The organism is Belliella alkalica, assembly GCF_022549785.1.
Lineage (GTDB): Bacteria > Bacteroidota > Bacteroidia > Cytophagales > Cyclobacteriaceae > Belliella > Belliella alkalica.
In genome coordinates this window covers 76,818-88,933 of sequence record NZ_JAKZGO010000001.1, presented here as the reverse complement: position 1 = coordinate 88,933, position 12,116 = coordinate 76,818, and the positions used below count along the sequence as shown (strand labels likewise).

The 12,116-nt window shown below is 35.4% G+C and carries 11 protein-coding genes; 8 read left to right on the top strand and 3 right to left on the bottom strand.

Annotated features, from left to right (window positions below):
- Positions 1–47: 47 nt before the first annotated feature.
- Complete coding sequence (locus MM213_RS00400) at positions 48–1,004, top strand: aldo/keto reductase (protein WP_241409290.1); 957 nt, start codon at positions 48–50, stop codon at positions 1,002–1,004.
- A 414-nt stretch (positions 1,005–1,418) separates the two neighbouring features.
- Positions 1,419–2,348, top strand: a complete 930-nt coding sequence (locus MM213_RS00395) for a YihY/virulence factor BrkB family protein (protein ID WP_241409783.1) — start codon at positions 1,419–1,421, stop codon at positions 2,346–2,348.
- A 103-nt stretch (positions 2,349–2,451) separates the two neighbouring features.
- Here the strand turns inward: MM213_RS00395 and MM213_RS00390 are convergent, their stop codons facing one another.
- Together MM213_RS00390 and hppD are read right to left on the bottom strand one after the other, a co-directional pair.
- Positions 2,452–4,185, bottom strand: a complete 1,734-nt coding sequence (locus MM213_RS00390) for a phospho-sugar mutase (RefSeq protein WP_241409288.1) — start codon at positions 4,183–4,185, stop codon at positions 2,452–2,454.
- Positions 4,186–4,594: 409 nt separating this feature from the next.
- Positions 4,595–5,689 carry a 4-hydroxyphenylpyruvate dioxygenase gene (gene hppD, locus MM213_RS00385; RefSeq protein WP_241409287.1) on the bottom strand — a complete coding sequence of 365 codons (1,095 nt, stop codon included), beginning with the start codon at positions 5,687–5,689 and terminating at the stop codon, positions 4,595–4,597.
- Between the two features lie 576 nt (positions 5,690–6,265).
- Here hppD and MM213_RS00380 point away from each other — a divergent pair.
- The 5 genes from MM213_RS00380 (at position 6,266) to MM213_RS00360 (ending at position 9,357) form a co-directional block, all read left to right on the top strand.
- A complete protein-coding gene (locus MM213_RS00380) occupies positions 6,266–6,730 on the top strand; it encodes a hypothetical protein (protein ID WP_241409286.1) in 465 nt (154 codons plus the stop codon).
- Positions 6,731–7,091: 361 nt separating this feature from the next.
- Positions 7,092–7,538, top strand: a complete 447-nt coding sequence (gene tnpA, locus MM213_RS00375; protein WP_241409284.1) for an IS200/IS605 family transposase — start codon at positions 7,092–7,094, stop codon at positions 7,536–7,538.
- A 456-nt stretch (positions 7,539–7,994) separates the two neighbouring features.
- Positions 7,995–8,138, top strand: a complete 144-nt coding sequence (locus MM213_RS00370) for a DUF8810 domain-containing protein (RefSeq protein WP_241409279.1) — start codon at positions 7,995–7,997, stop codon at positions 8,136–8,138.
- Between the two features lie 33 nt (positions 8,139–8,171).
- On the top strand, positions 8,172–8,786 hold the full coding sequence (locus MM213_RS00365) for a hypothetical protein (RefSeq protein ID WP_241409278.1): 615 nt from the start codon (positions 8,172–8,174) through the stop codon (positions 8,784–8,786).
- A gap of 154 nt (positions 8,787–8,940) precedes the next feature.
- Positions 8,941–9,357 (top strand): hypothetical protein, encoded by a 417-nt coding sequence (locus tag MM213_RS00360; RefSeq protein WP_241409277.1) that lies wholly within the window; start codon positions 8,941–8,943, stop codon positions 9,355–9,357.
- Between the two features lie 568 nt (positions 9,358–9,925).
- On the opposite strand, the gene MM213_RS00355 is transcribed toward MM213_RS00360, so the two are convergent.
- Positions 9,926–10,870, bottom strand: coding sequence for a YihY/virulence factor BrkB family protein (locus MM213_RS00355; RefSeq protein ID WP_241409275.1), 945 nt, complete (start codon positions 10,868–10,870; stop codon positions 9,926–9,928).
- 170 nt (positions 10,871–11,040) lie between these two features.
- Here MM213_RS00355 and MM213_RS00350 point away from each other — a divergent pair, with 170 nt between their 5' ends.
- A complete protein-coding gene (locus tag MM213_RS00350; protein WP_241409273.1) occupies positions 11,041–12,054 on the top strand; it encodes an LLM class flavin-dependent oxidoreductase in 1,014 nt (337 codons plus the stop codon).
- Positions 12,055–12,116 lie beyond the last annotated feature (62 nt).

The window sequence follows — 12,116 nt, the reverse complement described above, 5'->3', positions numbered from 1 at the left end:
TTTGTGTAAATTACAATTGATTTAAGCTAATTTGATTTGTTAAAATTATGAAAACATTGATTTTTGAAAATGGTGACGAGATACCAGTCTTAGGTTTAGGGACATGGAAATCAAAACCTGGAGAAGTTTACCAAGCGGTATTGTGGGCAATAGAATCAGGTTATAGACATATCGACTGTGCAGCAATCTATAATAATGAAAAGGAAGTAGGAGAAGCTCTAACCAAAGCATTTGCAGATGGTCTTGTCAAAAGAGAAGAGCTATTTATTACTTCAAAACTTTGGAATGATTGTCACCGAAAGGAGGATGTCAAGAAAGGTTTACTCAAAAGTCTATCAGATCTGAATTTAGAATATCTTGATCTATATCTAATTCATTGGCCTGTTAGTTTTAAGAAGGGAGTGGGTTTTGCAGAAAACAGAGAACAGTATTTTACTTACTCAGACGTCCCTTTGAGTCAAACTTGGCAGGGGATGCAAAGTTTGAAGGCGGAGGGACTTGTTAAGCATATTGGGATGTCAAATTTCAATATTGCTAAGTTGAAAGAGGTATTGGCTATAGGTGGCGCTGCTCCTGAAATGAATCAGGTAGAGATGCATCCATATCTTAGACAAGATAAGCTTGTAGAATTTTGCAAAGCTAATGATATCCTGATGACCGCATATTCTCCTCTAGGTTCTGGTGATAGATCAAAATCAATCAAAAAAACAGATGAGCCAAATATGTTTGAGGATGATGTTGTCCTTTCAATAGCCTCAAAGTATAGAGTAAACGCTGCGGCTGTTTTACTGGCCTTTTCTATCAACAGAGGAATTGCAGTAATTCCCAAATCAGTAAATCAGGATAGAATTAGACAAAATCTGTTAGCGAGTGAATTAGTATTAGAAAAAGGAGATTTGGATCAATTATTGCAGATTCAAAGCCAGTATAGATTTATTGACGGTACTTTTTTCACAGGCTCCAAAAGTCCATATTCATTAAGTGATTTGTGGGAACCTGAATAATTTTGAGAAGTTTCATCATTAAATAAGCCTAAAATGTAAAAACAGGAAATTCTTCTTTTCAATTAATTTATAATATGACTCTAAGTCGGGGTTTAATAAATGATCTTAGTTTGTGATATTTATTTAAAAATTGAAGTAAATTCTTTTTTTTACATATTTCTGAATCAATTATATTATTCAGATATTTAATTGGTTTTTTATGATTATTATTAATGAAATCAGAAGGTGAAATTTCATATGAAATCATGCCAGTAATCGTTAAATACCCAATGCCTGTACGCCTAGGCGTAGCTTATACAGTTTAATAGTTGATTAGTTATCAGTACACAAATTGATTAAAAAAATATCATTTCAATGAGCTACTGATAAGAAAGCAGATAAACATATTGTTTTTAACTTATGAGTAGAAAAAGAATGATTAAGAAATTAAAAAAGTTGACTTTTTTTCAAATTATTGTTGATAGCGTAAAAGATTTTGGAAATAGCGACTCTATGAGTTTTGCAGCTAGTACTGCATTTTATACTATATTTAGTATGCCTGCATTGTTGATAATTATACTCAATATAGGAACAGCATTTTATCAAGAATCAGAAATTCAGGAAGAAATAATCTTACAAGTAGAAAATCTAGCTGGAAAAGAAAGTGCTGCGACATTAGCAGATATTATGTCAAATTTCACGATGCAAAGTGAAGGTGTACTATCAAATTTTATAGCATTTGGCATATTAGCATTTAGTGCAACAACAGTTTTTGTGAGTTTGCAAAATGCAATTAATCATATTTGGCATATTAAGGCTAAGCCAGAGAAAGGTCTTTTGAAATTTGTTATCAATAGGCTTTTAAGTTTTTCGATGGTTGCGTCAATAGGTTTTATACTTTTAGTTTCTTTGGTTTTGGATGCAGTGATCATCGTCATATTCAGCTATTTTAGTGAATTTCTAGAGTCCATAGCAGTTGTTCTTGCATCAATAGGCCATATTTTGATAGGGCAAGGTATTTTGGTTGCTGTGTTTGCATTGATGTACAAAATCCTTCCTGATGCAAAAGTACGCTGGAAGGACACATGGACCGGTGCATTTGTCACCATGCTACTTTTTGCACTTGGTAAGTATTTGATCGGAATTTATATGGGGAATTCAAACCTTGGGTCAGCTTACGGCACTGCAGGTTCACTTGTAGTTCTTTTGATTTGGGTATACTACTCAGTTGTGATTTTCCTATTTGGTGCTCAAATAACCTACTACATTGCTGAAAAAGTAGGTAAAGGTGTTGTTCCATATCCACAAGCTGTTCGAGTTGAATTGAGAGAAATTACCGAAGATGACAAATCTGACGAAGAATAAAATTAATAGGAGTTGAATTTTGTAACTAAAAAAAATGCGCCTTAGTTTATTTCAGACTAAGGCGCATTTATGATTTTTGCGCTAGAATTATCAATATGAAATTTTATCCAAAATAAGTCATCAATCCTTGAATCTTTTTATCCAAAGATTCCTCTACGGTACGATAAGCGTCACGGTTTGGAAGTTTTTCATTCACCGAAAAATAATACTTTATTTTTGGTTCTGTTCCCGAAGGTCTCGCAGATATTTTACTTCCATCTTCTAAATAAAATTGAATAACATTGGACTTGTCCATCTCAAGCGCAGTTTCCGTATTATTCACAAGGTCATATACCTTACTTTCTTTTACATCTACGATCTTGACTACTTTTACACCATTGATTTCACTTGGTTTATCATTGCGATAACCGGACATCAAAGCTTGAATTTGCTCTGCTCCATCTTTTCCTTTCTTGGTAACTGAAATCAAATGTTCTTTGTAGAAGCCATACTGTATATATATTTCAGCCAAAACATCTTGTATTGTTTGCCCTTTGGTTTTGTAGTAAGCTACCAATTCTGCAAAGATTGCTGCTGCTGAGTTTGCATCCTTATCTCTCACAAAATCTCCAACCATATAACCATAACTTTCTTCACCTCCGGCAATAAATTGCTTCTTTCCTTCAAGTTCTTTAATGATGGCTGCTATATTTTTGAATCCCGTCAGTACATTGTAACATGTTACATTAAATCCTGCACAGATCTCATTGATTAGTTCTGTCGTTACGATGGTATTTACCATAAACTGTTCACCTGTGAGTTGACCGTGTTCTCGCCACTTACTCAATAGGTAATATGTGATTAAAGATCCACCTTGATTTCCATTCAGTAGCTCAAAACCGCCTTCTCCATCAGGAACACATGCTGCATAGCGGTCTCCATCAGGATCACATGCCAACACCAATTCAGCATTTACTTTCTTTCCAAGTTCAATAGCCATATTTAGAGCCTCTTTTTCCTCAGGGTTTGGATAAATCACTGTTGGGAAATTCCCATCTGGTTCAGCTTGTTCTTTGACTATATGAATATTTTCAAATCCATAGATTTTCAAAGTAGCTGGAACAGTTTTCCCTGATGCTCCATGAATAGGAGAGAATACTATTGGCATATCTTTCTGCAACATGATTTCATTAGGAGAAAGACTCATTTTCTTTACCTCATTTAGGTAAATGAAATCAAAATCAGCTTCAATATATTCAATCAAAGCATCATTTTTATTCCAATTCACATCATCTACAGACGTTATTTTTTGAACTTCTGTGATGATATTTACATCGTGAGGTGCTACTACTTGACCACCATCTGACCAGTAAGCTTTATAACCATTGTATTCTTTAGGATTATGCGAAGCTGTCACCATTACTCCACTTTTGCAACCAAAATGTCTAATTGCAAAAGAAAGCATAGGCGTGGGCCTCATCTCCCTGTAATATTTCACTTTGATACCGTTCGCAGTGAATACATTCGCAGTGGTATCAGCAAAAAGCGTATTATTGATTCGACAGTCATGTGTAATTGCTACTGAAATTTCCTCTCCCGGAAAACATTTTAATAGGTAATTTGCCAATCCCTGAGTAGCCATTGCTATGGTATAGACATTCATCCTATTGGATCCAACACCCATGACACCTCGCAATCCACCGGTACCAAACTCCAAGTCACGATAAAAGGAATCAACTAATTCTGTTTTGTCAGGAGATGCTAGCAATGCCTGTATTTCGGACTTGCTTTTTTCATCAATATTACTTTGTAGCCAAGCTTCAGCTTTGGCAATGATCATTGGATCTGTGTTTGTCATTTTGGAAAAAGTTTGAATGAATTTTAAATTTAGAAATTAAAGCAGGAATGTAAAAGAATTAAAAGAAATTAACTTAGAAAAAGAGGTTCTGTCAATTTGAAGATGATATATATTAAGAGTACTTTTTTCCTGATAAGACAATTGAATAGCTTATGAAAATCAATAAAAAGTATCAACTATTTTCAAGACGTGACATAAACCGCGATTCTTATATTTAAAAACAAGCCTTATACTATAAAGTACCTGTCCATTTCTTAATATGGTCAAATTTACAATATCCTTGTTCAAAGTAGTATTATTTACCTCTGCCGGCTTTATATGTAAAGAATCCTTATGCTATCGGCACCTCGGTAACCCCAGCGAAAAACAAAAAAACTCCGAGAATTTACCATCCCCAGAGTTTCTAACATTATAAATTTCCTCTCAATTCCTGTTCTCTTTCGATTGCTTCGAATAACGCTTTGAAATTGCCTTTGCCAAATGATTTAGCACCTTTTCTCTGAATTATTTCAAAAAATAAGGTTGGCCTATCTTGAATTGGTTTGGTGAATATTTGAAGTAAATAGCCTTCATCATCTCTATCCACAAGAATATTAAGATCTTTCAACGGCTGTAGATCCTCATCAATTTCTCCAACTCGGTCCAATAAATCGTCATAGTAGGAGGAAGGGACTTCCAAAAATTCTACACCTCTTTTTCTTAATTCAGATACCGTATGGACGATGTCATCAGTTGCTATCGCCATGTGTTGTACACCTGATCCATTATAAAAATCCAAGTATTCTTCGATCTGCGACTTTTTCTTTCCTTCAGCAGGTTCGTTTATAGGGAATTTGATATAGCCATTTCCGTTCGAAACCACCTTTGACATCAATGCGGAGTACTCTGTTGAGATATCTTTGTCATCAAATGTGATCAAAAGTTTGAATCCCATCACATTTTCATAGAACTCAACCCATTTATTCATTTCTCCCCAACCTACATTTCCTACACAATGATCAATGTATTTTAATCCAATAGGAGTTGGGGTGTACTGACTTTTTCTTGGTTTGTATCCTGGCAGGAATATTCCTTTATAATTTTTTCTCTCTACAAAAGTATGAATAGTCTCGCCATATGTTCTTATGGACGCAACTTTCACTTCACCATGTTCATCTGAAATCGTTTTTGGCTCTTCATAAGAGACTGCACCCCTAGAGGTAGTTTCTTTCCATGATTGCTCTGCATCATCGACCCATAGAGCCAAAACCTTTACACCATCACCATGTTTTTTGATATGGTCAGCAATGGGATGGTTTTCATGTAGCTGTGTTGTCAATACTAAGCGAATTTTGTCTTGCTTGAGCACATAGGAAGCCCTGTCTTTGATGCCTGTTTCAGGGCCTGCATAGGCTATTAATTCATAACCAAAAGCATATTGATAATAAAGAGCTGATTGTTTTGCATTTCCTACATACAACTCTATGTAGTCTGTCCCTAAAAGTGGGAGAAAATCTTGTTCCATTTTTCTAAGAATTTGGGTTTATAACTTGTAAAGCAAAGATACAAAAATATACTTACTGCGGCGGAAAATGGAGTACAAGGTTAAAATTGTGGAGAAATATTAAAATCAATGGCAGGCACTTTAGGATTGTTAATTAGTGAAAAATTGATAACCATAAATTTACCAATCTTCTGACCACAAATTGACAAACCACCAATTTTCATAATTTTTCGATGATATTTTTCTACATCTATTTAAAAATTCAACCCCTCACGGGATTTTTGCCACGCATCATTATTCATCCTTTTCCCTAGGTTTCACCTAGGGCTATTGAGAAGTTAGATCCTTTCAGGATCGGAAATGCAAATCAACATTTTATCAAATTACCGACCACGAAGTGGTCTAACTTCTCAATAGCCGCGGGTGAAACCCGTGGTAAATGATGACAAATCCCATCCACCACCGACCCCAAGGGGGTCGAACTTCTCTGTGTGAAAAACACGTGGAAAATATATTTCATAATCTGAATTTTAAGTGTCGTTAGATTCAAATATCTTTAAGGATAGACAATAAAGGAGATAAGTAGATTAAAAAAAAATGCTTAAAAGAAAAGAATTTGAGCCGATGTTTCAACCCTTCAATCAAATGGGAACACAAATCTGGGTAATCACCCAAATCAAAGAATTGCCAATTGAAATTATTCGGTTTGCCCTCAGCCTTGCTGAATTGGATTTCATTAAATTTATTCGAATTGATGGGAGTGCAATTGCCGCTTCAAGTGAAAACTACCCTAAAAGACCCAAAGTGCCATTGACTAAAATGAGTCACCCAACTGCAATTGGTATAGAAGTTTTGTATGATTTGAAGTATAAAACAATTGATTTCTTTGACATCAATTCGCCTATCAAAGGACATGGTGGGAAAATGGCTGATGCTATCTTAAAAGAATTTCCAAAAGGATGGAAACCCTTAGTTTTTAATGATTGGAGTGATGGTTTTTGGCATAGAATAAAAGAAAAATACAAGCATTTGGATTGGATGAATAATCCATTTGAAGATTAATGTTCAACCCTTAATGGGATTTTTGCCATCAACATTCATCTTTTTCCCTAGGTTTCACTTAGGGCTCCGCCACGGCGGACACAGTATTGAAAAGTTCGACCACTTCGTGGTCATTATTCACAATATTCAATTCCCGATCCTGAAAGGATCAAACCTCTCAATATCTTGTCCGCCGTGGTGGAACCGCGGGTGAAACCCATGGAAAAACGATGAACAAAATCCCAACCATCACCGACCCTGTCTGCGCCAGGTAGACCTTAAAGGGTCGAACTTTCATGCCTGCACAATTAAAATATCGAACCAATTTGACATTAAGTTCTTTTTTCCCGAAATTACATTTTTACTTTTAACTTTCATTTTTATGGCCACTTACACACAGATTATTTACCACATTGTATTTTCAACAAAAAATAGAGAACATACACTTATACACCAAGAAAAAAAGAGGCTTTATGCCTACATCCATCATTTATTGACAAAGAAGAATTGCCATTTATACCGGATCAATGGTGTGGAAGACCATATCCATATTTTGACGCATGTGCATCCAACAATTGCAGTTTCAAATTTAATTAAAGACATTAAGCTTGCCTCAAGTGATTTTATTGTAAGAGAGGGAATCTTTCCTGATTTCAAAGGTTGGCAGGATGGTTATGGCGCTTTTACCGAATCAATTAAGGCTAAGGAGAGGCTGATCAAATACATCAAAAACCAGGAGGAGCATCACAAAAAAGTTAGATTTTTGGAGGAATATAAAAACCTCCTTGAAGAATATGAAATCAAATTTGATCCGAGGTTTTTGCTTTAGTTTGATGTTACAGAGAGAAAGTTCAACCCCTCACGGGGTTGTTGCCACGCATCATCATTCATCCTTTTCCCTAGGTTTCACCTAGGGCTATTGAGAGGTTCGACGGCTTCACCGTCGGATTTTATATTGAATTTTGCAGATTCCTTAGGGGCATTTCTCGACCACGAAGTGGTCTAACTTTTCAATACTTGGCCGTGGTGTATCCGCAGGTGAAACCAGCGGATAACAAGTCAACATCATTTCCCTCCGACCTTGAAAGGGTCAAACTTCTCAATAGCCGCGGGTGAAACCCGTGTAAAACGAAAAACCACCATCCCCCCACGACCCCGAAGGGTGTCGAACTTATTTTCAGCTAAAGCTTTTTCATCAACCAAACCAAAATTTCAGAATTTGAATTTTTAGTTTCAACAGATTCAAATATCTTTAAGGATTAGTAATTTTTAATCACTTCATTTTATGGCCTATTTCAACGAACAAAAATCCAAAGCCCAAGCCCTCCAATCCGACATCACCCGCCTCGATCGAGAGATTGATAATCTGGTTTATGAATTGTATGGTTTGACAGTGGAGGAGATTAGGATAGTGGAAGGGGGTAAATAAATTTAATGCAATTAATTATCTAAATAAATAAACATGAAGTTTAAAATTACATTGGTAATTGGCCTTATTTTAGTGTTTGGATGGTATTCTTACAATACAAAAATTCAGAATGAAGAAAAGGAAATTAAAGAATCGTATAAGAAAAGAAATCAATATGAAGAAAGGTATCGAGAAGTACAGGAGTCTAGAGTAAAAAAGCTAGGATCAGTTTTAAGCTTCACTCTTATTGAAATAAACGAAGAGTATTTTTCTATCAAAATTAAAAACAATACAAAACAAACAGTTCGTCATTTTAAGTTTAATGTTAGCTTGAGAAATTCATTTGGAGAATCAATTGGATTCAATAAAAGTGGTTCTGGTTTTTACCAATATGAATCAGTAGAACAAAATGATTTAATTCATCCAAATAAGAGTTATGAATTTTCTTTTTATACAAGAAATATAGAAGAGTTTAATCGCTATTATTCTACTCATGGACAGAATTTGAAAGCGGGTTTTTCAATTGAGTCTGTTAAATTTAATAATAATGAAGAATATGATTCTTTTATTTATTCAAATTTTGGATTTAGTAAGAAAACATTAGAAGAAATAGAGAAAATGATTGAAAAGGAAAAAAAGAAAGTTGATGATTTAAGTAACTACTTTTAAATTGATTCACTTGATGTATAGTGTTAATTTAAAGGCCGATTTGTCTAAACTTTTATATCTTTTGGTATTTGTAAATATTTACCCTTTTAAGATTAAAAAAGTCAGTTAAACAAATATTGTCCAATTATTACCAGAATATTTTAACCATTTAACAATGAAAAAATTTATACACCCATTTAAATATAGATCTAATGAACCCATTAATTTTGGTCAATATAAGGGGATTCAAATTGGAATTATATTTCTATATGATCCTGAATACTTGGAATGGTTAATTAGAGAGAAGGCTCATTTTTGTATTGATGATTTGGATTTAATATTAAAAAATGGAGTTATAAACCCAACAATTTGGGTTTCCAAATTTAAAGTTATGATTTTGCAAAAAGATAATATGAAAAGATTCTCTTCTTATACAAAACATATTGAAGAGTTTAAATCTTATTTGCAACAATGGGAAATAGATAACGATGTGATAAAAAAGAACCAAGAAAATTTGAAGTATGATGGAACATATAAGATTAATGTAGTGGGTTATATTAAAGATGGAAAAATGATTAAATATGATAAGTAGTTATTCTTTATTCTCTCCTGTGATCGAAATACAAAAATTTGACTGAGTTTAGTTATAATAGTATGCAATCTGGCCTAAAGCTAAAATGATCGGTCTGAGGTGGATCATTTTTTTAAGCGTCATCAGATTTAATATATTCAAGATTAAGTAATTCCATTTCTCACAAGTTCAACCCCTCACGGGATTTTTGCCACGCATCATTATTCATCCTTTTCCCTAGGTTTCACCTAGGGCTATTGAAAAGTTCGACCTCTTCGTGGTCATTATACCCAATATTCAATCACTCAATTCCCGATCCTGAAAGGATCAAACCTCTCAATAACCGCGGGTGAAACCCGTGGAAAACAATGACCCAAATCCCACCCACCACCGACCCTGTCTGCTACAGGCAGGCCCGAAGGATGTCGAACATATTTCCTATAATGTATTTGTATTTCCCTTTCCCAAATACTAATGAAAATTTTGGGCTAAAGCCTGGATCGCTTCTGTATTATTTCTAGCCTCCAGCTGAAGCAGCAGGCAATTAAACTGGAATTCAATTCTAAAATCTACAATCTAATATCAAAAATTAATCATCTCCCAATTCCTCACTTCCCTTTTCGATGATGATTTCTTTTTCCACGACTTTCATGGCAAAATCAGAGGGGTGGGTGTCTTCTTCATATTTCTCTGCATAGACTCTAGTAAATGCTGCTCCATAGAATAAAATAAGGCAAGAATAGGAAACCCAAAGCAAAATCAAGATGACAGAACCGGCTGCACCATAGGCAGAATCGGGGTTAGCTGCGCCAAAATAGAAGGTTATTAGAATTTTACCCAGATTGAATAGGATCGAGGTCATAAAGCCTCCAAGCCAGACGGATCTCCATTTGATCTTCATATCAGGCATAAATCTGAAGATCAACACAAACAAAATTCCCAACACAAAGGTGGACAGTCCAAACTCAAAAAACTTTGCCATAAACACCAAACCCGGCTCCCAAAGTCGTGCTAGAAAACTACTCAGCAAGGTCAAGGCAGCAGAAACCACAAAACTGACAATCAACAAAAATGCAATGACCATCACAAATCCTAAACTCAAAGCACGGTCTTTCACTACTTTCCAGATACTCGCATCTGGGTCTAGCTTGACACTCCAGATTTCATTCATAGAGATCTGTAACTGGTAGAAAACCCCTGTAGCTCCAAAAATCAAGATACCAACCCCCATGATGGTAGCAAAAAATGATTTATCACTATTTCTGGAATTTTCTATCATTTCTACTACTGAAAGGGCAGCTTCTGGACCAATTGCTTCTGAAATTTCCTCGGCGATTTCACCCTGTACAATTTCTGCACCCCAAAAAGTACCCACCAAACTGATTAAAACAATCAATAGTCCAGGTAAAGACAAAACGGCATAATAGGCAACCACAGCACCCAGTCGCCAAGGATTGTGAAGGTTCCAAAGTTTTGCGGCCTCCCATAAAAGTCTCGGAAGGTGTTTAATTTTGAATTTGTTTCTTTTGGCCATTTTTCGAATTCTTAATGCTGAGTAGTCAAAAATAAAGCCACTATATTCACATTGATGTTTACTTGCGGTATTTAAAAAGATCAACCTCCCAATTCTCGGAAAAGGCAGCTCTAGGGTAAATTATAAAGTCAGATGGAATTAATTTAGATGATATTTCCTTTATCATAGGAATGAAAAATCAAAATATAGCATATTCCATTTTAGAGCTGGCACTTGTTCCACAAAGTGCTACGATTAAGCAGACACTGAATAATTCCCTGGCATTAGCAAAAGAAGCTGAAGCTTTAAACTACAAGCGGTTTTGGTTTGCTGAGCATCATAATGCCGAACATATAGGAAGTAGTGCTACTTCCATTTTGATAGGCTTTGTGGCAGAAAACACCAATACCATAAAAGTAGGTTCGGGTGGTGTGATGCTTCCTAATCACTCACCTTTAATTATAGCCGAACAGTTTGGTACTTTAGCACATTTATATCCCAACAGGATAGATTTAGGTGTAGGTAGAGCTCCAGGTACAGATCAGCAAACAGCGCAGGCCATAAGATCTGATTTTATGAAGGCCGCTCACTCTTTTCCACAGGAAATAGATAAGATCCAAAATTACTTTTCCGTTGAAAATAAGCATTCAAAAGTAAGGGCTACCCTGGCCGAAGGCACAGGTGTACCACTTTACATATTAGGTTCCAGTACAGATAGTGCGCATCTGGCAGCCAAAAAAGGATTGCCTTATGCTTTTGCAAGTCATTTTGCCGCTACCCATTTATTCAATGCTTTTAAAATTTACCACGAAGAATTTCAGCCTTCTGAATTTCTAAAACACCCATACACCCTTGCAGGGATCAATGTTTTTGTTGCAGATACGGATGAAGAAGCTGAAAAGCTATTTACTACTTTGATTAGGATGTTTTATGGTGTTTTAACAGGTGCGAAGGAGCCAGTACAACCCCCAACAGAAATGACCCAGGAATTAAGGGAAATCAAGAATCATCCTTCCATGTATCAATTCCTGAAATATTCCTTTGTTGGAAGTAAACAAACCGTGAAAAAACAAATATTGGAATTTGTTGTAAATACTAGAGTGAACGAGCTGATAGCCGTATCCACCATGTATGCCCTAGAAGACCGAATAAAATCCACAAAATTATTTGCAGAAATTATGATGGAGATCAATGAGGATAGATAAGTTTAACCTCCCGATTATCAGGACATGCATTTCAGAGTTGATGCCTCCGTCTTTAGTCACCT

Coding starts and splice junctions, on each gene's coding strand:
- MM213_RS00400 (WP_241409290.1), top strand. CDS start 48: ATGAAAACATTGATTTTTGAAAATGGTGACGAGATACCAGTCTTAGGT.
- MM213_RS00395 (WP_241409783.1), top strand. CDS start 1,419: ATGATTAAGAAATTAAAAAAGTTGACTTTTTTTCAAATTATTGTTGAT.
- MM213_RS00390 (WP_241409288.1), bottom strand. CDS start 4,185: ATGACAAACACAGATCCAATGATCATTGCCAAAGCTGAAGCTTGGCTA.
- hppD (WP_241409287.1), bottom strand. CDS start 5,689: ATGGAACAAGATTTTCTCCCACTTTTAGGGACAGACTACATAGAGTTG.
- MM213_RS00380 (WP_241409286.1), top strand. CDS start 6,266: ATGCTTAAAAGAAAAGAATTTGAGCCGATGTTTCAACCCTTCAATCAA.
- tnpA (WP_241409284.1), top strand. CDS start 7,092: ATGGCCACTTACACACAGATTATTTACCACATTGTATTTTCAACAAAA.
- MM213_RS00370 (WP_241409279.1), top strand. CDS start 7,995: ATGGCCTATTTCAACGAACAAAAATCCAAAGCCCAAGCCCTCCAATCC.
- MM213_RS00365 (WP_241409278.1), top strand. CDS start 8,172: ATGAAGTTTAAAATTACATTGGTAATTGGCCTTATTTTAGTGTTTGGA.
- MM213_RS00360 (WP_241409277.1), top strand. CDS start 8,941: ATGAAAAAATTTATACACCCATTTAAATATAGATCTAATGAACCCATT.
- MM213_RS00355 (WP_241409275.1), bottom strand. CDS start 10,870: ATGGCCAAAAGAAACAAATTCAAAATTAAACACCTTCCGAGACTTTTA.
- MM213_RS00350 (WP_241409273.1), top strand. CDS start 11,041: ATGAAAAATCAAAATATAGCATATTCCATTTTAGAGCTGGCACTTGTT.